This window comes from Streptomyces alboflavus (assembly GCF_000716675.1).
Classification (GTDB): Bacteria; Actinomycetota; Actinomycetes; order Streptomycetales; family Streptomycetaceae; genus Streptomyces; species Streptomyces alboflavus.
Map to the genome: position 1 here is coordinate 1 of NZ_JNXT01000087.1, position 22,119 is coordinate 22,119.

General features: G+C 73.4%; 16 protein-coding genes and 1 pseudogene. 6 read left to right on the forward strand and 11 right to left on the reverse strand.

All coding sequences use genetic code 11. The features are described 5' to 3' along the window. Positions 1 to 214 precede the first annotated feature (214 nt). Both OO63_RS38155 and OO63_RS38160 read right to left on the reverse strand, forming a co-directional pair. Positions 215 to 847, reverse strand: a complete 633-nt coding sequence (locus OO63_RS38155; protein WP_030363290.1) for a DUF305 domain-containing protein — start codon at positions 845 to 847, stop codon at positions 215 to 217. A 7-nt stretch (positions 848 to 854) separates the two neighbouring features. Further along, positions 855 to 1,526, reverse strand: coding sequence for a thioredoxin-like domain-containing protein (locus OO63_RS38160; protein ID WP_030363289.1), 672 nt, complete (start codon positions 1,524 to 1,526; stop codon positions 855 to 857). A 452-nt stretch (positions 1,527 to 1,978) separates the two neighbouring features. Between OO63_RS38160 and OO63_RS38165 the strand changes: the two genes are divergently transcribed. Beyond that, on the forward strand, positions 1,979 to 3,340 hold the full coding sequence (locus OO63_RS38165) for a glutamine synthetase family protein (RefSeq protein WP_030363288.1): 1,362 nt from the start codon (positions 1,979 to 1,981) through the stop codon (positions 3,338 to 3,340). A gap of 157 nt (positions 3,341 to 3,497) precedes the next feature. On the opposite strand, the gene OO63_RS38170 is transcribed toward OO63_RS38165, so the two are convergent. Then, positions 3,498 to 3,932 carry a VOC family protein gene (locus tag OO63_RS38170; RefSeq protein WP_030363287.1) on the reverse strand — a complete coding sequence of 145 codons (435 nt, stop codon included), beginning with the start codon at positions 3,930 to 3,932 and terminating at the stop codon, positions 3,498 to 3,500. A 53-nt stretch (positions 3,933 to 3,985) separates the two neighbouring features. Beyond that, positions 3,986 to 4,498 (reverse strand): pyridoxamine 5'-phosphate oxidase family protein, encoded by a 513-nt coding sequence (locus tag OO63_RS38175; RefSeq protein WP_030363286.1) that lies wholly within the window; start codon positions 4,496 to 4,498, stop codon positions 3,986 to 3,988. Positions 4,499 to 4,616: 118 nt separating this feature from the next. Between OO63_RS38175 and OO63_RS38180 the strand changes: the two genes are divergently transcribed. Then, positions 4,617 to 7,610: a bifunctional [glutamine synthetase] adenylyltransferase/[glutamine synthetase]-adenylyl-L-tyrosine phosphorylase gene (locus OO63_RS38180; RefSeq protein ID WP_030363285.1), complete on the forward strand. Its 2,994-nt coding sequence runs from the start codon at positions 4,617 to 4,619 to the stop codon at positions 7,608 to 7,610. Between the two features lie 13 nt (positions 7,611 to 7,623). On the opposite strand, the gene OO63_RS38185 is transcribed toward OO63_RS38180, so the two are convergent. The 3 genes and pseudogenes from OO63_RS38185 to OO63_RS38195 form a co-directional block, all read right to left on the reverse strand. Next, on the reverse strand, positions 7,624 to 8,493 hold the full coding sequence (locus OO63_RS38185) for a phosphatase PAP2 family protein (RefSeq protein ID WP_030363284.1): 870 nt from the start codon (positions 8,491 to 8,493) through the stop codon (positions 7,624 to 7,626). 118 nt (positions 8,494 to 8,611) lie between these two features. After that, positions 8,612 to 9,409, reverse strand: a pseudogene (locus tag OO63_RS38190) (substrate-binding domain-containing protein); the annotation flags it as partial. Positions 9,410 to 9,467: 58 nt separating this feature from the next. Beyond that, on the reverse strand, positions 9,468 to 11,174 hold the full coding sequence (locus tag OO63_RS38195; protein WP_030363283.1) for a glycoside hydrolase family 13 protein: 1,707 nt from the start codon (positions 11,172 to 11,174) through the stop codon (positions 9,468 to 9,470). Positions 11,175 to 11,471: 297 nt separating this feature from the next. On the opposite strand from OO63_RS38195, the gene OO63_RS38200 reads away from it, so the two are divergent. Next, entirely contained in the window at positions 11,472 to 13,232 is a 1,761-nt protein-coding gene (locus OO63_RS38200; RefSeq protein ID WP_030363282.1) for a fused response regulator/phosphatase, read from the forward strand. A 158-nt stretch (positions 13,233 to 13,390) separates the two neighbouring features. On the opposite strand, the gene OO63_RS38205 is transcribed toward OO63_RS38200, so the two are convergent. From OO63_RS38205 to OO63_RS38215, 3 genes are all read right to left on the reverse strand, one after another. Next, complete coding sequence (locus tag OO63_RS38205; protein ID WP_030363281.1) at positions 13,391 to 14,095, reverse strand: TetR/AcrR family transcriptional regulator; 705 nt, start codon at positions 14,093 to 14,095, stop codon at positions 13,391 to 13,393. Positions 14,096 to 14,187: 92 nt separating this feature from the next. Further along, on the reverse strand, positions 14,188 to 15,279 hold the full coding sequence (locus OO63_RS38210; protein WP_030363280.1) for a PDR/VanB family oxidoreductase: 1,092 nt from the start codon (positions 15,277 to 15,279) through the stop codon (positions 14,188 to 14,190). 1 nt (position 15,280) lies between these two features. Then, positions 15,281 to 16,195 carry a metal-dependent hydrolase gene (locus OO63_RS38215; protein WP_030363279.1) on the reverse strand — a complete coding sequence of 305 codons (915 nt, stop codon included), beginning with the start codon at positions 16,193 to 16,195 and terminating at the stop codon, positions 15,281 to 15,283. Positions 16,196 to 16,335: 140 nt separating this feature from the next. On the opposite strand from OO63_RS38215, the gene OO63_RS38220 reads away from it, so the two are divergent. The 3 genes from OO63_RS38220 (at position 16,336) to OO63_RS38230 (ending at position 20,354) form a co-directional block, all read left to right on the forward strand. Continuing rightward, on the forward strand, positions 16,336 to 16,833 hold the full coding sequence (locus tag OO63_RS38220) for a tetratricopeptide repeat protein (RefSeq protein WP_030363278.1): 498 nt from the start codon (positions 16,336 to 16,338) through the stop codon (positions 16,831 to 16,833). A 78-nt stretch (positions 16,834 to 16,911) separates the two neighbouring features. Further along, positions 16,912 to 18,867, forward strand: coding sequence for a hypothetical protein (locus OO63_RS38225; protein ID WP_030363277.1), 1,956 nt, complete (start codon positions 16,912 to 16,914; stop codon positions 18,865 to 18,867). A 482-nt stretch (positions 18,868 to 19,349) separates the two neighbouring features. Beyond that, on the forward strand, positions 19,350 to 20,354 hold the full coding sequence (locus OO63_RS38230) for a DNA-3-methyladenine glycosylase family protein (protein ID WP_030363276.1): 1,005 nt from the start codon (positions 19,350 to 19,352) through the stop codon (positions 20,352 to 20,354). A gap of 342 nt (positions 20,355 to 20,696) precedes the next feature. Here the strand turns inward: OO63_RS38230 and OO63_RS38235 are convergent, their stop codons facing one another. Further along, entirely contained in the window at positions 20,697 to 22,052 is a 1,356-nt protein-coding gene (locus tag OO63_RS38235) for a coenzyme F420-0:L-glutamate ligase (protein WP_234311454.1), read from the reverse strand. Positions 22,053 to 22,119: the final 67 nt, after the last annotated feature.

Genomic DNA, 22,119 nt, shown 5'->3' on the forward strand with positions numbered 1-22,119 from the left:
CCCCAGTCCCGCCCCTTCCCGAAACTGGGGCTCCGCCCCAGACCCCGCTCCTCAAACGCCGGAGGGGCTAGATAGCTCGCCGCAGCGGCAGAAGTTTTAGCCCGTCCGGCGATTGAGGACGAGGCGCGGAGCGCCGATAAAGCGGGGGTCCAGGGGGCGGCAGCCCCCGGTTTCGGTGAAGGGGCGGGACTGGGGCGCACCCGCGAGGACACCCCTACGGCTTCGCACCCCGCGCCTTCAACAGGTCCGCCATCAGCTTGACCTCGGACTCCTGTGACTCGACCATCCCCTGCGCGAGCCGCCGCTCGACAGCGACGTCGCACCGCTCGACACACCCCTGAGCCATATGGATCCCACCCTTGTGGTGGGCGGTCATCAGCTTCAGGTAGAAGATCTCGGCCTGCTTGCCGTTCAGCTCACCGAGCCGCTTCATCTGGGCGTTGGTGGCCATGCCGGGCATGAGGGAGCCGTCGCCCGCGGAGGGGACGTCGGTCATGTCCATCCACTCCATGGGCTCACCGGGCGGCACCTTCGGCAGCTCCCACAGGTCGAGCCAGCCCAGCATCATGCCGCGCTGGTTGGCCTGGGTCTGCGCGATGTCGTAGGCGAGACGGCGGATCTCCGCGTTCTTGGTGCGGTCGCGGATGACGTAGGACATCTCGACGGCCTGCTGGTGGTGGACGGCCATGTCCCGGGCGAACCCGGCGTCGGCGGACGTGCTCGACGGCGCACCGGCGACGCCGGAGGAGCCCGATGAGCCGTCGGTGGACGCGACGGCGGCGGTGATGCCGCCGGCCGCGAGCACTGCCCCGGCGACGGCGCCGATCAGCCAGTCCCTGCGCTTCATCACGTCATCACTGCCCCAGGCCGTTGGTGCAGGCCGCCCCGGGCTCGGGGGTCTGCTTGCCCTGGACGTAGGTGGAGAAGAAGGTGTCGATCTGCTTGTCGGCCGCGTCCTTCACCACCCGCTGGTGCCCCCAGGCGGACAGCAGGATCGGGTCCTTCTGCTTCTTCACCGGGCTCATCAGGGAGTACGGGGTCTTCTTGACCTTGGCTTCCAGCTTCTTCAAGTCGGCGGGCTTCGCCTGGTCGTTGTACGTCACCCACACCGCGCCGTGCTCCAGGGAGTGCACGGCGTTCTCGTTCGGGATTTCCTTGGTGTAGACGTCGCCGTTGCAGTTCATCCACACCTGGTTGTGGTTGCCGCCGACCGGCGGGGTCACCGGGTAGTTCACCTTGCCGCCGACGTGGGTGCGGCCGAGCTTCTTGGCGTCCCACACCCGCTCGCCGTCGGCGGTCGTGGTGAACTTGGCGACCGCCTTGGCGTCACCCGCCTTGCCTGATTCCTTGTCGTCGTCGGCCTGCGAGATGAGGAAGTAGCCGCCGACGCCCAGCGCGGCGACGATGACCGCGCTCAAGGTGATGGTGAGCACGCTGTTGCGGCGCTCGCGGGCGCGTTCGGCGCGCCGCATCTCCTCTATCCGGGCCTTGCGCTCGGCGCTGCTCGTCTTCTTGGCGGAACCCATGGTGTGTCCTTCTGCGGAAAGCGACGGAGTCGGATGGGTTGAACAAGGTGCGGTGCGTGGAACAGAGGCGGTGCGTGGAGCAGAGGCGGTGCGTGGAACGGGTGGGACCAAAGGGCGATGCGCGGCACAGCCGGGGCGTTGCGGGTGCGTTGATCGTAGCCTCCGCGTCGGCGGGTGGAGGAGGCGCTCTGTCAAATACTGCACGGGCGGCACGGGGGAGGGCCGCCGCCATCCGGCCGATCCCGGCCACGCGGATCCCGGCCACCCGGCCCCGGCCGCCCCGCCGGGCCCGTACCCGCCCCGGATACCCCGGGCCCGGGTGAGCGTGCACTATGGGCAAGGAGCAGCCGCAACGCGCACGAAACCGTGTGGTGGGATGCTCGTGTGCCGGGGCGACGTCCCATGGCTTGGGAGCAGCCGGTTCCGACCAGCAAGGATGGGTGGAAGTCGAGATGGACAAGCAGCAGGAGTTCGTGCTCCGCACTCTGGAGGAGCGCGACATCCGGTTCGTGCGCCTGTGGTTCACGGACGTACTCGGCTTCCTGAAGTCGGTCGCGGTCGCTCCCGCCGAGCTTGAACAGGCCTTCGACGAGGGCATCGGCTTCGACGGCTCGGCCATCGAGGGCTTCGCCCGGGTCTACGAGTCCGACATGATCGCCAAGCCGGACCCGGGCACCTTCCAGGTCCTGCCCTGGCGCGCCGAGGCCCCCGGCACGGCCCGGATGTTCTGCGACATCCTCATGCCGGACGGCTCCCCGTCCTTCGCGGACCCTCGCTACGTGCTGAAGCGGGCGCTCGCCAAGACCTCCGACCTCGGGTTCACCTTCTACACCCACCCCGAGATCGAGTTCTTCCTGCTCAAGGACAAGCCCCTGGACGGCTCCCGGCCGAGCCCCGCCGACAATTCCGGCTACTTCGACCACACCCCGCAGAACGTGGGCATGGACTTCCGCCGCCAGGCCATCACGATGCTCGAATCCATGGGCATCTCGGTCGAGTTCAGCCACCACGAGGGCGCCCCCGGCCAGCAGGAGATCGACCTGCGCTACGCCGACGCGCTCTCCACGGCCGACAACATCATGACGTTCCGCCTGGTCATGAAGCAGGTGGCCCTGGAGCAGGGCGTCCAGGCCACCTTCATGCCGAAGCCGTTCTCCGAGCACCCCGGCTCCGGCATGCACACCCACCTGTCCCTCTTCGAGGGCGACCGCAACGCCTTCTACGAGTCCGGCGCCGAGTACCAGCTCTCCAAGGTCGGCCGCTCCTTCATCGCGGGCCTGCTGAAGCACGCCGCCGAGATCTCCGCGGTCACCAACCAGTGGGTGAACTCCTACAAGCGCATCTGGGGCGGCTCCGAGCGCACCGCGGGCGCCGGCGGCGAGGCCCCCTCGTACATCTGCTGGGGCCACAACAACCGCTCCGCGCTCATCCGCGTGCCCATGTACAAGCCCGGCAAGACCGGCTCGGCCCGCGTCGAGGTCCGCTCCATCGACTCCGGCGCGAACCCGTACCTGACGTACGCCGTCCTGCTCGCCGCCGGCCTCAAGGGCATCGAGGAGGGCTACGAGCTGCCGCCGGGCGCCGACGACGACGTCTGGGCCCTCTCCGACGCGGAGCGGCGCGCCATGGGCATCGAGCCCCTGCCGCAGAACCTCGGCGAGGCGATCGCCCTCATGGAGCGGTCGGAGCTGGTCGCCGAGACGCTCGGCGAGCACGTGTACGACTTTTTCCTGCGGAACAAGAAGCAGGAGTGGGAGGAGTACCGGTCCGAGGTGACCGCGTTCGAGCTCCGCAAGAACCTGCCGGTTCTTTAGGGCTCGGCCCACGTGAGGAGCGCCCCGTCAGGGGCGCGGGGAACTGCGCGCTCAGCCCGAGAAGAGCCGCGGACGCGTCTGCCGAGACAGGAGCAGACGCGTCTGCGGCTTTGTCGTGGTTGCTCGCGCAGTTCCCCGCGCCCCTTTCAGGGGCCCGTCAGGTGGAGGGCACAATGGCGTCCCGCAGCGGGGTCTTCGCGCGGACGCGGTACTCCTGGATCGCCCACCCGTTGCCGTCCGGGTCCGTGAAGTACATGAACGTCGCGCCGTCCTGCTCGGAGTACTGTTGCGGCTCGCTCACGTCCAGGCCGCGGGCCAGCAACTCGGCGTGGGCCTGCTTGATGTCGGCCACGCACAGCTGGAGGCCGTGGTAGCTGCCGGGCTCGGGGGTGGGGCCCGGGGTGGTCTCCCAGATGGCGTCGCCGAGCATGATGGAACAGCCGGACCCGGGCGGCGTGAGCTGCACGATCCGCACGCCCGGCAGGACCTCCGCGTCGATGTCGACGTGGAAGCCGCACTTGCTCTCGTAGAACTCCTTGGCGCGGTCGATGTCGCTGACGGGCACGCCGATCACTTCGAGTGTGTAGTCCATGGCACGAGTACAGCAGTGATCGGGCGGCTTGTCCGGGCGAAGGACTCCGTGGGTCAGGAGAAGCGGTAACGCGTCTGGCTGAACGGCTCGCCCTTGCCGAACCCGAACGCTGTTCGGGGCGCCACCACGAAGACGTACGCGCGTCCCGAAGGGTGCAGGAAGCAGCCGTCCCCCACGTCGTAGTGGAAGAAGCCGCCGTACTTCTGCTCCCAGGCAGCCGCGAGCTCCCGGAGCAGCGCCTCGTCCGTGGTCCGGACCGCCGTGCCCTCGACGACCACGTCCAGGCCCTTGTCCCAGAGGTTGGCGCCGGTCGTCAGGACCACCTCGGCGTTGGACTCCAGGTTGCGGGCCTTGCGCTCCTCAGGGCCGGTGGAGAAGTACAGGGCGTCCCCGTGCCACAGGGCGCTCAGCGGGGTCACGTGCGGGCGCCCGTCGGGACGGACCGTCGAGATCCAGAACAGCTCGGCCGCGGCAAGGGCGTCCCGGGCCTGGGGCCAGGGGGTGGGGGCGACCCCCTCGCTGCTGTAGCGGGCGTCGACGTCGGTACGGGGTTCCTGGCTCGGCATGATGTCGCCTCCTGCTCTCCATGCTCCTGTCCCAGTGGGGACCCCGCACGCGGGCAGAACTCATCGGCCGGGCCCTGGGTAGGCTCGGGCCAGGAACAGGCGAGCGAAGGGCGCGGGGATGACGGTGCCGCAGGGGCGCAGGAGCAGTACGTTCACGCGGCTGCTGCGGTACGGGTTCACCGACCCGTCCGCCGCCGAACGCCTCCTCGCCGCGTCCGAGCTCGACGCCGTCCGCACCGACCCGGTGCTCCTCGACGCCCTCGGCGCCACCGCCGACCCGGACCTGGCGCTGCTCGGCCTGGTCCGGCTCACGGAGGCGCAGCCGGACCACACCGCGCGCCGCGAACTGCTCGACACCCTGATCAGCGCCAAGCCCCTGCGGGACCGCCTGCTCGGCGTCCTGGGCGCCTCCGAGGCCCTCGCCGACCACCTGGCCAGGCACCCCGGGGACTGGCGGGCCCTGGTCACGTACGAGGCCGTCGACCTGCACCCGGGCGTCGCCGAGTTCGAGCGGGGCCTCGCCGAGGCCCACGACCCGGTGTCGCTGCGCGTCGCCTACCGCCGGTGCCTGCTGTCCATCGCCGCCCGCGACGTCTGCGGCACCACCGACGTCTCCCAGGCCGCCGCCGAGCTGGCCGACCTCGCCACGGCCACCCTGCGTGCCGCGCTCGCCATGGCCCGCAGGGCCGCGCCCGCCGACGCCGCCCAGTGCCGCCTCGCGGTGATCGCGATGGGCAAGTGCGGCGGCCACGAGCTGAACTACGTCTCCGACGTCGACGTGATCTTCGTGGGCGAGGCCGTCGAGGGTGCCGACGAGGACAAGGCGCTGCGGGCCGCGACCCGCCTCGCCTCGCACCTGATGCGGATCTGCTCCGAGACCACGGTCGAGGGCACCATCTGGCCGGTCGACGCCAATCTGCGCCCCGAGGGCAGGAACGGCCCGCTGGTGCGGACCCTGTCCAGCCACCTCGCGTACTACCAGCGCTGGGCGAAGACCTGGGAGTTCCAGGCGCTGCTCAAGGCGCGGCCCGTCGCCGGTGACGCCGAGCTCGGCGCGGACTACGTGGCCGCCGTCGCACCGCTGGTGTGGCAGGCCGCCGAGCGCGAGAACTTCATCGACGACGTGCAGAAGATGCGCCGCCGCGTCGTCGAGAACATCCCCGCGGGCGAGGTCGACCGCGAACTGAAGCTCGGCCCCGGCGGCCTGCGCGACGTCGAGTTCGCCGTCCAGCTCCTCCAGTTGGTGCACGGCCGCGCCGACGCCTCGCTGCGCAGCGCCACCACGCTCGACGCCCTCGCCGCGCTCGCCGCGGGCGGCTACGTGGGCCGGGTGGACGCCACCCAGCTCGACGACGCCTACCGCTTCCTGCGCTCCCTGGAACACCGCATCCAGCTCTACCGCCTGCGCCGCACCCATCTGCTGCCCGACGACGACGCCGACCTGCGCCGCATCGGCCGCTCCCTGGGCATGCGCACCGAGCCCCTCACCGACCTCGCCCGCGCCTGGAAGCGGCACACCTCCGTGGTCCGCCGCCTGCACGAGAAGCTGTTCTACCGCCCGCTCCTGGACGCCGTCGCCCAGCTCGCCCCCGGCGAGTCCCGGCTCAGCACGGAGGCGGCCAGGGAACGCCTGGTGGCGCTCGGGTACGCCGACCCCGGCGCGGCCCTGCGCCACCTGGAGGCCCTCGCGTCCGGCGTGACCCGCAAGGCCGCCATCCAGCGCACCCTGCTGCCCGTCCTGCTCGGCTGGTTCGCCGACTCCGCCGACCCCGACGCGGGCCTCCTCGGCTTCCGCAAGGTGTCCGACGCCCTCGGCAAGACCCCCTGGTACCTGCGGCTGCTGCGCGACGAGGGCGCCGCCGCGGAGAACCTGGCCCGGGTGCTCTCGGCCGGCCGGTTCGCCCCCGACCTGCTGCTTCGCGCGCCGGAGGCGGTGGCGCTGCTCGGCGACGCCCGCGGCCTGCAGCCCCGCGAACGCGCGCCCCTGGAGCAGGAGGTCCTGGCCGCCGTGGGCCGCGCCGACGGCGCCGAGCAGGCGGTCGCGGCGGCCCGCGGGGTGCGGCGGCGCGAGCTGTTCCGCACCTCGGCCGCCGACCTCATCGGCTCCTACGGCACCGAGGAGAGCCCCGCCGAGGCCGACGTGGGCGCGCTCGTGGACCGCGTCGGCACCGCTGTGTCCGACCTGACGGCCGCCACCATCGCGGGCACGCTGCGCGCGGTGGTCCGCGCGGGCTGGGGCGACGAACTGCCGACCCGGTTCGCGGTCATCGGCATGGGCCGCTTCGGGGGCCGTGAGCTGAGCTACGGCTCGGACGCGGACGTCCTGTTCGTGCACGAGCCCCGCGAGGGCGTCGACGACCAGGAGGCCGCGAAGGCCGCGAACGCCGTCGTCGCCGAGATGCGGCGGCTGCTGCAGCTGCCGAGCGCCGACCCGCCCCTGGTCATCGACGCGGACCTGCGCCCGGAGGGCAAGTCGGGTCCCCTTGTGCGCACCCTGAAGTCGTACGAGGCCTACTACCGCCGCTGGTCCCTGGTCTGGGAGTCGCAGGCCCTCCTCCGGGCCGACCCGGTCGCGGGCGACGCCGACCTCGCCCGCGCCTTCGTCGACCTCGTGGACCCGCTGCGCTACCCCGCCGAGGGCCTCGGCGAGGACGCGGTCCGCGAGATCCGCCGCCTGAAGGCCCGCATGGAGTCCGAGCGGCTGCCCCGCGGCGCCGACCCCACCCTGCACACCAAGCTCGGCCGCGGCGGCCTCTCCGACGTGGAGTGGACCGTCCAGCTGCTCCAGCTCCAGCACGGCTGGGCCGAACCGGGCCTGCGCACCACCCGCACCCGCGAGGCCCTGCACGCCGCGTGCGCGGCCGAGCTGATCGCCACGGAGGACGCGGCGATCCTCGACGAGGCCTGGGTGCTCGCCACCCGCGTGCGCAACGCGGTGATGCTGGTCCGGGGCAGGGCGGGCGACACGTTCCCGTCGGACGGCAGGGAGCTGGCCGCCGTCGGGCGGTACTTGGGCTATGACGCGGGTCAGGTCGGCGTGATGCTGGACGACTACCGCAGGATCACCCGGCGGGCACGGGCGGTGATGGAGGAGCGGTTCTACGGGGCGTAGCCGGGGCGCGCGCCTAGCGGGCGTACGCCTTCTTCCGTGGCCGCTGCTCCGGCACCAGCTTCGGCAGGGCGTACGGCAGCTTTCCGTACCACAGGCGCGCCACCGTGTAGCCGAACGCCAGGCAGATCATGCCGCCCACCGCGTCCAGCCAGAAGTGGTTGGCGGTGGCCACGATCACGACCAGGGTGAGCGTCGGGTAGAGCAGGCCGAGGACCTTCACCCAGGGCACCGACGCCAGCGCGAAGATCGTCAGGCCGCACCACAGGGACCAGCCGATGTGCATCGACGGCATGGCCGCGTACTGGTTCGACATGTTCTTGAGGTCGCCCGAGGCCATCGAGCCCCAGGTGTTGTGGACGACGACCGTGTCGATGAAGTCGCCGCCGGGCACGAGACGGGGCGGCGCGAGCGGATACAGGTAGTAACCGAGGAGGGCGACGGCGGTCGTCGCGAAGAGCACCAGACGTGTGGCCGCGTACCGGCCGGGATGGCAGCGGTAGAGCCACACCAGGACGCCGAGCGTCACGATGAAGTGCAGCGTCGCGTAGTAGTAGTTCATGCCGACGATGAGCCATGTCACCGAGTCGACCGCGTGGTTGACCGAGCGCTCGAAGGCGAGGCCGAGGCTCTGCTCGACGTCCCAGATCCAGTCGGCGTTGCGCAGCGCGGCGGACTTCTGCTCCGGCACGGCGTTGCGGATCAGTGAGTACGTCCAGTAACTCACCGCGATCAACAGGATCTCGAACCACAGCTTCGGGCGCCGGGGCGTGCGCAGCCGACGCAGGAGATTCCGCCCATTGCGGTCATCTGCCTCGCCCGCGATGGGTGATGAGGTGGCGGGCCCCTGTCGGCCTTCCAGTGTCGTCACAGTCATCTCACCCATAGGCACAGAGTCTGCCAGATAGCCACCACTGCTCAGATCATCCCCCGGTCGGGTTCCGGCCGCATTCCCTACGCCCCAAGTACGAGGAGATCCCCTCCACCGCGAGGACGACCGGTCCCTACGCCCCGGGGGCCGTGCGCGCGGCCGTCGAGCCCCTGACCACCAGCTCCGGCATGAACACGAATTCGCTGTGGGGGGCGGGGGTACCCCCGATCTCCTCCAGGAGCGTGCGCACCGCGGCCTGGCCCATCGCGGGCACCGGCTTGCGGACCGTCGTCAGCGGCGGATCGGTGAAGGCGACGAGCACCGAGTCGTCGAAGCCGACCACGGAGACGTCGTCCGGCACCTCCAGGCCCCGCTCCCGCGCCGCCCGTATCGCGCCGAGCGCCATCATGTCGCTGGCGCACACCACGGCCGTGCAGCCCCGGTCCAGGAGCGCGGCCGCCGCTGCCTGTCCGCCTTCGAGCGTGTACAGGGAGTGCTGGACCAGCTCCGCCTCGATGTCCTCGACGTCCGCGGAACCCAGCCGGAACGTCTCCCGCATCGACCGCGTGAACCCCTCGATCTTCCGCTGTACGGGGACGAAGCGCCGCGGCCCGAGGGCGAGCCCGATCCGGGTGTGCCCGAGCGAGGCGAGGTGGGTGACGGCCAGGCGCATCGCCGCGCGGTCGTCGGGCGAGATGAAGGGCGCCCGCACCTTCGGCGAGAAGCCGTCCACGAGGACGAACGGCACCCCCTGTGCGCGCAACTGCTCGTAGCGAGCGGTGTCCGCGGTGGTGTCCGCGTGCAGGCCCGAGACGAAGATGATGCCCGCGACCCCGCGGTCCACCAGCATCTCGGTCAGCTCGTCCTCGGTGGAGCCGCCCGGGGTCTGGGTGGCGAGCACCGGGGTGTAGCCCTGGCGGGTCAGGGCCTGGCGCGGTCACAGGATTGGACTGTACCGGTCGTGTCTCACGCTGCCCACAAGGCGGGCCTCACCGCTCCCACCAGACCGTCGCGTCCGGCGGGAGCACGGCGTCGGTGCCGGGCCCGCCCAAGTCGGCTCCCGGGGCGCGTGAGTTGAGGCTGCACAGCAGTGGGGTGCCGGGGGCGGGCAGGGTGACGGGGCGGCCGGTGAGGTTCGTGGTCACGACGAGGGTGCGGCCCGCGGCGGTCCTGCGGAACGCGAGCACGCCCGCGGGCGCCTCCTCCCACGCCACGTCCCGGCCCGCGCCGAGCGCCGGGTGCGCGCGGCGCAGCGCGAGTGCCGTCCGGTACAGCTCCAGGGTCGAGGCCGGATCGCCCTGCTGCGCCGCGACCGTGAGGTCCGCCCACCCCGCGGGTTGTGGCAGCCAGCTCGGCCCGCCCGCGACCGGCCCGAACCCGAACGGCGGCCGCACCCCCGACCACGGCAGCGGCACCCGGCACCCGTCCCGCGTGCCCTCCTGTCCTGAAGGCTGCCCCGAACCCTGCCCGGCGCCGCGGAAGAACGCCGGGTCCTGGCGCACCTCGTCGGGCAGGTCCGTCACCTCGGGCAGGCCGAGCTCCTCGCCCTGGTAGAGGTATGCCGAGCCGGGCAGCGCCAGCATCAACAGCGTGGCGGCGCGCGCCCGGCGCAGGCCCCTTGCCGGGTCGCCGTCGGCGAAGCGCGTGGTGTGCCGCACTACGTCGTGGTTGGAGAGCACCCACGTCGCGGGCGCGGCCACGGAGTTCATCGCGGCCAGGGAGCGGTCGATGACGGCGCGCAGCGCGGCCGCGTCCCAGCCCGTCGTGAGATACGTGAAGTTGAAGGCCTGGTGCAGCTCGTCGGGGCGCAGGTACAGCGCGCTGCGCTCCACCGTCGGCGTCCACGCCTCGGCGACGGCGATGCGCTCCCCGTCGTAGCCGTCGAGCAGCGCCCGCCAGTCCCGGTAGATCTCGTGCACGCCGTCCTGGTCGAAGTACGGCACGGGCGCGGCGCCCAGGAGCTTGACCTGCTCGCCGTGGCCGACGTCCGGCAGGCCCGGGGCCTTGATCAGGCCGTGGGCGACGTCCACGCGGAAGCCGTCGACGCCGAGGTCGAGCCAGAAGCGCAGGACGGAGCGGAACTCCTCGCGTACGGCGGGGTGTTCCCAGTCGAAGTCGGGCTGCTCGGGCGCGAACAGATGCAGATACCAGTCGCCGGGGGTGCCGTCGGGGTCGGTGGTGCGGGTCCAGGCGGGGCCGCCGAAGACGGACTCCCAGTCGTTGGGCGGCAGTTCGCCGCCTGGGCCGCGGCCGGGGCGGAAGTGGAAGCGCTCCCGCAGCGGTGAGGCCGGGCCGTCCGCCAGGGCCGCGCGGAACCACTCGTGCTGGTCCGAGCAGTGGTTGGGCACGATGTCGACGATCACCCGCAGGCCCAGTTCATGGGCCCGGCGCACCAGGGCGTCGGCGTCGGCGAGGGTGCCGAAGACGGGGTCGACCACGCGGTAGTCGGCGACGTCGTAGCCGGCGTCGGCCTGCGGCGAGGCGTAGAACGGGGAGAGCCAGACGGCGTCCACGCCGAGGTCCCTGAGGTGCGGCAGGCGCGCCGTCACGCCCGGCAGGTCACCCATGCCGTCGCCGTCGGCGTCGGCGAAGCTGCGCGGATAGACCTGGTAGATGACGGCGTCGTGCCACCAGCCGCGGCCCGCGTCGCGGTCGGTGATGGCATCAGTGGTGGCGTCGGTGATGTGCTGGGTCATGAAGTCCCTTGCCGGTACGGGGATTCCCTGCCGTTCCCCTCAGTGTCGCCCCGACGGATCAGGGCACTGGGATGAACGTGCCGCGCGAGGCGAAGGTCACGAACGCCGGGCGGACCTCGCCCGGGAGAGGGCGGATCCTAGCGCCAAGCCCGGGGCCGCCGTGGCAGGTCGGGTGATCTCCACCGTTCCAGGTCGGACCGTGGCCACGTACTCCCCGGTGGTGTGTTAGAGCGCTAGCGTGGACGGGCGAGCCCCACAAGGGCCCGTTACCGTCCGCCGCTCCTGGGGGATGTCCACGTGGGCGTAAGGGACAGAGCAGTCAAGAGTGACAAAGGGGAGGCCGGGCCGGGGGTCACCACGGTCCTGGTCGTCGACGACGTGGCCGCGAGCCGGTACGCGCTGGGCGCGGTGCTCCGCCGCGCCGGCCACCGGGTTGTCCTGGCCGCGAGCGCCGGCGAGGCGCTGACCGAACTCGACGCGCGGCTGCGCGCGGGTGAACTGCCCGACGTGGCCCTCGTCGACGTGGGCCTGCCCGACATGAGCGGCTACGACCTGTGCCGCCGCCTGAAGGCGTCCCCGACGACCGCGTCCCTGCCCGTCGTGCACTTCTCCGCCGCCGCGCACGGCTCCGCGGACCGCTGCCGCGGCCTGGACGCGGGCGGCGAGGCCTATCTGACCGTGCCCGCCGAACCGGAGGAGATCGCCGCCGTCGTCCGCGCCGCCGCCCGCGGCGCCCGCCACCGCAGCGCCGCCCAGACCCGGGCGGGCCGCCTCAGCCGCCTCGCCGAGGCCGTCCTCGACGTGCAGTCCGCGAGCTCGGTGCGCGAACTGGTGGACGCGGCGGCGGCCGGCGCCGCGGGCCTCGCCGACGCCCCCGCCGCGGCCTTCGTCCTCGGTGAGGAGGGCGAGATCCACTGCGGCCGCTCCCAGCGCCGCGTCGCGGAGCCGCCCGGCGCCGACGCGCACGAGAGCGCCGCCCACCTGATGTGGCGCCTGATGTCCGGCAGGAGCGGCGTCCACACCACGACCGTGCCCGGGCCGATGTGGCCCGCCGGGTTCGTCGGGGCCTCGCGAGGGCCCTCGCCGCTCACGTCGAGCCGCGGCGAGGGGGCATCGGACCAGGCGGGCACGTGCTACCCGGCCCACTGGCGGGACGGCGCCGCGGCGGACGCGGCCGGGCTCTCCGCGCCGGGGGAGGGGGCGCTGCTCGCCCTCGCCCGCACCCGCGAGGACCGCGCGCCGGTGTGCCTGGCCACCGCCGCGTACGCCCAGGACTCCGCCCCCGACCTCGGCCGCCTGGCCCACGCCACGGCCCGCGTCGCGGAACGGCTCCTGATGTACGAGAAGGAACGCCACATCGCGCTGACCCTCCAGCACAGCTTCCTGCCGAGCGCCCTGCCGGACCTGCCGGGCACCGAGATCGTCGTCCGCTACGAACCCGCGTCCCGGCAGGCGGAGATCGGCGGCGACTTCTACGCCGCGCTGCCCACGCCCGCCGGGGTGCTCACCGGCATCGGCGACGTCGTCGGCCACTCCCTCGACGCGGCCACGGTGATGGTGGAACTGCGCCACGCCCTGCGGGCGTACTGCGTCGAGGACCCCGACCCCGGCCGCCTCACCGCCCGCCTCGACCGGATGCTCCAGCGCTACCACCCCGACATCACCGCCACCATGTGCCTGACCCTCGTCGACCCGCCCACGGGCCGCACCCGCGTCGCGAACGCGGGCCACATCCCGCCGCTCGTCGTGAGCGACACCGGCCCCGCCGCCTACATCAGGGCGAACGGCCCCCTGCTCGGCCTTGGCCTCGACCGGCCGCAGCCCGTGGAGACCCGGCTCGCCCCCGGCGACCGCATGCTCATGGTCACTGACGGACTCATCGAGACCCGCGGCACGGACCTCGCCGTGTCCATGGAGCACCTGCGCCTCGCGGCCGCCGCCGCCCCGCCCGGCGTGACCGCCCTGTGCGACACGCTCCTGGAGAGCTTCGGCCGCGAACGGGACGACGACATCGCGCTGTTGGCGCTGCGCCTGACCGCTCCGGCCGTCGGCGCCTAGGGCCTGTCCGATGGGTCGGCGCGGCGTCGCGGCGCCGGCGCGCCCCGAGGACGGCCGAGCGCGGACGGCACGTTCGGCCTTGCCCGCGGAGCCCGTACGGAGACAGGGTGATCACCCAGACCCGTATCCGGACGCACGCCGGAGAGAACACCGCCCGGCTACGGGAGCACGGCGCGCGGCGCCAGCGCGGCGAGCCGTCCCAGCAGGTCGGCGAACGGCCCGTCGGCGGGCTCGTCCGCGAGGATGCCGCCGAGCAGCAGCGCCATCTCCTCGTCGTAGGCGGCGCTCACCGCCGCCAACGCCGCGAAGTCATGGACGAGTTGGAGCTCAAGATCGGCGCGCGGAATGCGGCGGCCGTCCAGCCAGATCAGCGCCGTCGACTCGGCCAGCGAGATCCAGGAGCGCACCACCAGTTCGAGCCGGGCGGGCGGCGCCGTGACGCCGAGGTGCGCGAGGATCTGGTCGTACGCGGCCTGCCGCACCGAGTCGATGAGCGCGTTCGTCGTCGATGAGCCCACCGCGGGACCGCCGCGCATCAGCGCGGAGAAGCCGGGACCGTGCTCGTCGACGAAGCCGAGGAAACGTCCCGTCACGCGCAGCAGGCGCGCCCCCAGCGGCCCCTCGTGCGGCTCGACGAACCGCTCGGCCAGCTCGTCGGCGGCCCGCTTGAGCGCCGCCTCGTACAGGCTGAGCTTGCCGGGGAAGTAGTGGTACACGAGCGGACGCGAGATGCCCGCGGCCGACGCTATCTCGTCGATGGAGACGTCGTCGGGCGAGCGGTTGCTGAACAGCTCGAGGGCGACCCCGATCAGTTGCTGCCGCCGCTCCTCGACACCCATCCTGCGGCGCATCCCGGTAGTCATGCGAACACTCTACCGATGCGATCCGGCCGTGAACGGACGCCCCCGCTCCGCCTGTTCGCCCGAGCCACGTCCCGCCCGCGCCCGCCGCGCCGCTACGCGTCGAGCACGAGCCGCGTGCCGCGCGCCCGCGACACACAGATCAGCATCGAGTCCCCGCGCTCGCCGTCGGTGAGCAGCTCGTCGCGGTGGTCGATCTCGCCCTCCAGGACCCGGTGTCGGCAGGTCCCGCAGAACCCCTGCTCGCAGGAGTACGGGGTGTCGGGCAGCTCGGCGCGGACGGCCGCGAGCACCGTGGTGTCCGCGCCCACGGTCACCGTGCGGCCGCTGCGCCGCAGTTCGACCTCGAAGGCGCTCTCGCCGCCCGCGGCCGTGGTGGGTGCGAACCGCTCCAGGTGCAGGGCACACCCCTCGGGCAGCGCCCCGGCGACGGCGTCCATGAGCCCCTCGGGCCCGCACACGTACACGGCACCCGCCGCGCCCGCCCCGAGGAAGCCCCCCACATCGGGCCGCCCGGCCTCGTCCTCGGCGACGACGGTCACCCGCCCGCCGGGCCCGCCCAGCTTCTCCAACTCCTCCAGGAAGGGCATCGAGGCCCGGCTCCGCCCGCAGTAAAGGAGCCGCCAGTCGGCGCCCGCCGCGTCCACGGCCCGCACCATGGCGAGGACCGGCGTGATCCCGATGCCGCCCGCGACGAAGACGTACGCCGCGGCGTCGTCGACCAGCGGGAACCGGTTGCGCGGCCCGCGCACCTCCACCTCCACGCCCTCGCGCAGCGCCTCGTGCACCTCGCGGGACCCGCCGCGGCCGCCCTCGTCCGCCCTGATGAGCCGGGTGGCGACGGTGTACGAGGACGTGTCCTCGGGGTCCCCGCACAGCGAGTACTGCCGCACCAGGCCCGAGGGCAGCACGAGATCCAGATGCGCGCCAGGACCCCAGGCGGGCAGCCCGTCCAGGTGCCCGCCCTCCAGACGCAGTTGTACGACGCCGTCGGCGACCCGCTCGTGCCGGGCGACGCGCAGCCGCAGGGCCCGCGAGCGCGGCTGCCCGGAGACGGGCTCCTCCAGGGCGGGCAGCGGCCACAGCGGGGAGGCGTCGATGCGGCGGCGCAGGGCGCGGCGGGCGAGGAGGGCGGCGCCGGTCGCAAGGATCACGGCGCGGGCGGTGCGGGGCAGGGGAAGGGGCATGTCAGGCGGCCCCGTTCGCGCGGGCCTCGGCGGCGGTGGCCGCGGGGGACGAGGCGAGGTAGGCGACGGCCTGCTCGGTGCTGCCCTCCTGGGAGGGGTGGTAGGCGCGGCTCAGATAGCGCGGGATGGAGCGGATCATGTCGCCGGTGGTGGGCAGGGTGCCGGCCCGGCCGCTGCGGTGGAAGTCCCGGAAGGAGGCCTTGCCGTCGACGAGCGTCGGGTCGTTCTCCATGAAGAACCGGGCGCCGCGCTGCCACAGGAACACCAGCGCGGTGAAGGCGGTGGCCCAGGTGCGGGCGCGGCGGCGGTAGCTCCCGTCGACGTGCATGAACAGGTCGAAGGCGACCGCCCGGTGCTCGACCTCCTCCGCGCCGTGCCAGCGCAGCAGGTCCAGCATCGTCGGATCGGCCCCGCGCCGGTCCAACTCCTCGGCGTTCAGGACCCAGTCGCCGAGGAACGCGGTGTAGTGCTCGATCGCCGAGATCATCGCGACGCGCTCCATCAGCCACCACTGCCGGGGCCTGCCCGGCGGCAGCGTGCGGTCGCCGAGCAGCTTCTCGAAGAGCCAGTCGACCTGGGCGGTGTACGGGGTGGGGTCGAGACCCTGCTCCCGCAGGTGCGGCAGGACCTCGTCGTGCGCCTGCGCGTGCATGGCCTCCTGGCCGATGAACCCGATGACGTCCTCGCGCAGCCGCTCGTCCCTGATGAGGGGAAGCACCTGCTTGTACACGTGCACGAACCAGCGCTCGCCCGCGGGGAGCAGGAGGTGCAGCACGTTGATCGTGTGCGTCGTGAAGGGGTCCCCCGGGAGCCAGTGGAGCGGGGTGCTGTCCCAGGAGAAGGAGACGTTGCGTGCCTTGAGCGCTATGTGCTCGGAGGCGACGGGCTGCGGGAGCCGGGCCCTCGTATTAGACATGGCGTCAATGTACTGGTGGGTAGCTGGGGTGGTACAGGTGTGTGCGGCGACTTTCCCCCATCCCGCCCCATCCCGCCCCCTCCCGGTCCCGGCCGGGAAATTCAAGGGCCGCGGGGAGGCCGTCGTGCCAGAGTGTGACCATGGACGCAGACTGGGAGAAGCGCATAGCCGCCGCGTGGGACGACCTCGACACGTACGGGGAGGAGCGCGCCCAGGAGTTCAGGGCGCGGATCGAGGCGCTGGCAGGAGAACTGCCGGAGGCCGACGCCCGGGGCCCCTTCGAACGGGCCTGCGCGTTCGACTCGACCGGCCACTCGGACCGGGCGGTCCCCCTGTACCAAGAGGCCCTGGCCCAAGGCATCGACGGCTACCACAGACGCCGCACAGTGATCCAACTCGCCAGCTCCCTGCGGAACACGGGCCGCCTCCAGGAGGCCATCACCCTGCTCACCCCGGAACTCGACGCGGAACACGACGAGTTGGACGACGCCGTCCGCGCCACCCTGGCCCTGTGCCTGATCGACGCGGACCGCGGCCGCGAGGCAGTCGCCCTCGCGGTGGGCGCCCTCGCCCCCCATCTCCCGCGCTACCAGCGATCGATGGCGAACTACGCGCGCCTCCTGGTCGAGCCCGAGTAACCCCGCGCACCCCCGCCGAAGGCCCCCGCGCCCACCAGCGTGAAGTGACCGGCGGACGATTCGCTCGTTCTGCTGAACGTGTCGTCATCGCAGTCCACGAAAGCCGCCTCCCCGAGCGGCCCCGCATCACCCGTCGTCGACGTGGAGCAGGCCGAGGCCGCCCTCGTCGAGCACTACCCGCGCCTGGTCCGCCTCGCCTACCTGGTGCTGCCCCCGGCCCTGGGCCGCAACCGCCGCGTCCTGACCGCGCACGCCCTGGTCCAGCGGGCACTGCCCCGCGGCCGCGCCAGCGCCCCCGCGGTCCCCGACCAGCGCAGGCAGGCGGGCCGCGGCACCGACCCCGGCTACGCCTACGTCCGCTGCCAGGTCCTGCGCGCCGCGCTGGACGCCGGGCTCCCGCTGAAGCGGCGGGCCTGGCCCAAGCGCGCGCAACTGCCGCCGCTCCTGCCGCAGGTGTGGGGCCTCAGGCTGTTCCCGCGCTCCGGCGGCGCCGACGAACTCGCCCTGGACCAGCGGCTCGCCGCCCTGTCCGGACCCGCCCGCGCCGCGTACGTCCTGCGCGGGCTCGAACGACTCACGGACGACGAGACCCGGCGCATCCTCGACGCCGTCGGCGTCGACACCGACGCCGACTCCGATGAGGCCGACGGCATCGCCGCCGCGCTCGCCGAAGTCGGCGCCGAAGGACCGCCCGGCGGCCGGGGCCCGGCCGCGCTCCTGGAGTCGCCCGAGTTCGACCCGTGCTCCCTGCAGGCCCGGCCCACCGACCTGATGCGCCGCCGCCAGCACCTGAAGGCAGCCGCCGTCGCGGCCGTCGCCGCCCTCGTCTGCGGGGCACTGCTCGGCATGCCCGGCGACGGCTGGGGCCCGGACGGCGCCGCCGCGCCCCCGTACGCGAAGAACCCCGCCGCCGAGGCCGCCCTCGACCCCGGGCGGCTCACCCGGGCCGCGCCCGCCGCCTGGAAGCAGTCCGCGCGCACCGACTTCTCCGTGTGGCCCGCGCGCGGCGAACTCACCGACGACAAGGCGCTGTTGCGCCGCGCACTCGCCGTGTGGGCGCGGCCCGGCGAGACCGTGCAGGTGTCGGCGACGCCGGGCACCGCGTCGGGGGCGCCGCCCGGGCCCCCGCAACTGCTGTTCGCGGGGCCCGTCGACGGGGCCCGCGTCGTGCTCCTGTACGACGGGCTGCGCGTCGTGCGGTACGCCGAGCCGCAGGACGGGACCGGCGGCGCCGCGCTCGACTTCGCCCGCGTGGACGGGGCCGAGGCCGGTGACTCCGGAGCCGTCGTCGTGGGCCGCGCCGACGGCAACGTCCGCTATCTGACGGCGCCCTGGGTGCGGACCGCCGTCGTACGCGACCTCCTCAAGCCCGATGCCGCCGCCACCCCGCTGCGGCGCTCCGCCGACGGGGTCACCGACCCCTTCGGCAGCCCCGCCCTCGCCCGTGAGTGCCGGTCCTGGAACGCCCTCCAGCTCCGCGACCACACCGGGGCCTCGCGGCTCGCCACCGACCTCGGTGAGCTGACGCCCGCGCGCCTCACCGCGGGGCGGCCCGACGCGCCCCGCGACGCCGCGCCCCAGGACTGGGCGAAGACCGCCTGCTCCCTCGCCGCGGCCCGGTCGCACGGGGTGCGGGCCGTGAACTCCTGGCAGTACGCCCGGCAGGCGATGCCCGACGGGAGCGGGGGTGCGGGGTGGGTGTGCACCCGGGCCGAGACCTGGCGTGGTGGCGGCGGGCGGGTGCTCGCCCAGTTCCTCGCGCCCGGGGCCGCGGCGGGGGCCGTTGCCGCCAAGGCCGAAGGGGGGTCCGCCTGTGGGGTGCGGGAGCCGCGGGTGCTTGCCGGGGTGCTGTGGAAGTCCCCTGCGGGGAGCTGGTATCTGCTCGCTGCGGGCAGCAAGGATGTGGCCTCCGTGGCCGTGTCCGGCGGTGAGCGTGCCTCCGGCAACACCCTTGCCGTACGCACCCGGCAGGGTGCCCGCCCCACGGTGACGGGCACCCTGCCCGACGGCACGAAACTCCCCACCCTCCGCTGACCCCGATCCGGCGCTCCGCGCCTCGTCCTCAAACGCCGGACAGGCTCTCTCCCACCTGCCCGCCCGAGCCTGCACCGGCCTGCCCACCAGCCCGGCACCTTCACCCCTGAACGGGGGCGCCCCGGATCGCGCTGCGCGCTCGTCCTCGCCGGACGGGCTTCTCTCCCACCCGCCCGCCCCCGCCATGGCTTCGGTCGGGGTGGGCCGCACTCCCTGCCCGGCGCCTCCAAGCCCGCCTCGGCGAAGTCGTTTCAGCCCGCCCCGGCGAGGAGTTTCCCCGCTCGGCCAGGAGTTCCGCCCGCCTCGGGGAGCCGTATTCAGCCCGTCCGGCGTTTGAGGACGAGGCGCGGAGCGCCGATCGGGGGAGGACTGTCCCACCCGTCACGGGACGCCCGCCTACGGGGTCCAGGGGCAGAGCCCCGGTTTCGGTGAAGGGGCGGGATTGGGGAGCCCCCGGCAGGGCCACCACGTACCCTCGACGGATGTCGTCCCGCTTCGCCCCCCACCCCACCCGCACCACCGTGCGCGGCGGCGAGACGAACATCCCCCGGGGCACCCCCCGCCAGAACACCGCAGCGGCAACCCGCACCTGGAAACCCCCGGCCCCCCTGAACCTGAGCCTCACCCTGGGCCCCCTCCGCAGGGGCCCCGCGGACCCCACCTTCCGCACCACCCCCGACGGCTCCGTCTGGCGAGCCACCCGCACCCCCCAGGGCCCGGCCACCCTCCGCGTGGCCCTGCGCGCGGGCGAGGCGGAGGCGGAGGCCTGGGGCCCGGGCGCGGACTGGGCCCTGGACGGCCTCCCGGACCTCCTCGGCGCCCGGGACACCCCGGAGGACTTCGAGCCCCGCCACCGCCTGGTCGCACAGACCGAGCGCCGCCGCCAGGGCCTGCGCCTGCTGCGCACGGGCCTGGTGATGGAGACCCTGATCCCGTCGATCCTGGAGCAGAAGGTCACGACGGACGAGGCGTACCGTGCCTGGCGCCTCCTCGTCCGCAAGTACGGCGTACCGGCCCCGGGACCGGCCCCCGCCCAGGCCCGTATGCACGTGATGCCGGACCCGCGCACGTGGTCACGCATCCCGTCCTGGGAGTGGCACAAGGCGGGCGTGGACAACAAGCGCGCGTCGACGATCCTGCGCGCGGTGCGGGTGGCCGCGCGCCTGGAGGAAGCGGTGGCGATGGACCCGGTGGCGGCCCGCGCCCGCCTCGAACTGATCCCCGGCATCGGCCCCTGGACCTCCGCCGAAACCGTCCAGCGCAGCAACGGCGCCCCGGATGAGGTGACGGTCGGCGACCTCCACCTCCCCGGCATCATCGGCTACGCCCTCGCGGGCGACCGCACAGCCGACGACACCCGCATGCTCGAACTCCTGGCTCCCTACGAGGGCCAACGCCACCGAGCGGCCCGCCTGATCCTCCTCAGCGGCCACACTCCACCCCGCCGCGCCCCAAGGATGCGCAAGGGAAACATCGCGGCACTCTGACCGACGCGACACTTTCAGCCCGCCGCAGCGGACTCTTCAGCTGGCGCCGCAGCACTTTCAAGCCCGCCTCGGCGCAATCCTCAGCCTGTCGTGGGGGTGCCCCTTGCTCCTTAAGAGCTTGGGGGAGTTTGAGGACGAGGCGCGCAGCGCCGATTCGAGGGCGGCCCGTCCCACGGGCACCTCCGGCCTGCCCGAGTTCAGCCCGTCCGGCGCTTGAGGACGAGCGCGCAGCGCGATCGGCGGCGCCCCGCCCCACCCGAAGGGAACACCCACCCCCGGGGTCCGGGGCGGAGCCCCGGTTTCGGGAAGGGGCGGGACTGGGGAAAGCCCCGCAGGGCCGTCCTACCGCACGGTCACGAACCCCTCAACCCCCCGCTCCCCCCGCGCCACCGCAGGCGCAGCCGCATGCCCCACAGCGACAGCCCCCATCGGATCCCAGTCCCCAGGAAGCTCAAGAGCCCCCCGCACGACATCCCGACAGAACATCGTCGACGACACCCACGCGGACCCGAGCCGCTCCCCGGCCAGCGCGACCAGGAAGTTCTGCACTCCGGCCCCGGCGGCGACGACGAACATCTCCCGCTCGGCCGCATCCCGTCGCGCGTCCCCGTACGTATGGGCCCCGTCCATGACGAGGCACGGCACGACGAGGTAGGGGGCGTTCCGCAGCACGTCCCCGCGCCGCACCCGCCGGGCGATGGCCTCCTCGGACTTCCCGTCCCGCCGCAGATCGGCGATCCAGGCGTCCCGCATGGCGTCGAGCAGCCGCACCCGCGACTCCTCGGACTCCAGGAGCACGAACCGCCAGGGGGTGGTGTGGTGGGGAGCGGGCGCGATGACGGCGGCGGCGACGGCGCGTCGTACGGCTCCGGGGTCGACGGGCTCGTCGGTGAACTCCCGTACGGTCCGCCGCAGCGAAAGCGCCTCGCGCACGGCCTCGGACGTCCCGAGCCGGAACATGTCGTCCCGGGCGTCGCGCACAAGAGCCCGAGCCCCCAGCTCGGAGCCACCCAGCGAACCCCCTGACCCCTCTGGCCTCCCTGGCCTCTCTGGTCCTTCTGGCCCTCCTGAACCCGGCGAGCCCTTGGCGCCCTCCGCACCGCGGACGACCACATGCCCCAGCCCCCGCACGACAGCGACCGGCAACCCCGCGGCCTTGCCCTTGACGAGGTCCCCGGCGGCGGCCAACTCGTCGGCGGTGGCGACGACGGTGGCGACGAGCGGATTGCCGAACGCGTCGGTGCCGCCGCGCAGGTCGTCCAGGACCCGCACGCCCGCCGCACCGATAGCGACGTCGGTGAGCCCGGACCGCCAGGGCCGCCCGAACGTGTCGGTGACGATGACGCCGACGTCGACGCCGAGCGCGTCCCGCAGGCCCTGGCGGATGGCGCGGGCGGAGGCGTCGGGGTCCTCGGGGAGCAACAGGACGGTCCCGGCGGGCGTGTTGGAGGCGTCGACGCCGGCGGCGGCCATCACGAGGCCCTGCCGGTTCTCGACGATGCGCAGCGTCCCGCGCCGGGCCACGACGCGTACGGTCTCCGCGTCGATGGCCGCTTCCCGGTCGGCGGCCGCGACGACGCGCCCCTCGGCCTTGCTGACGATCTTCGAGGTGACGAGCACGACGTCCCCGTCGGCGAGCGCGGGCTCGGCGACGGCGATCAGCTTCGCGACGTCGTCACCGCGCCGCACCTCGGGCATCCCGCCCACGGCCCACACCCGGAACCCGGGCACGTCCCCGGCGGCCGGGGACCCCACGGCACCCGCC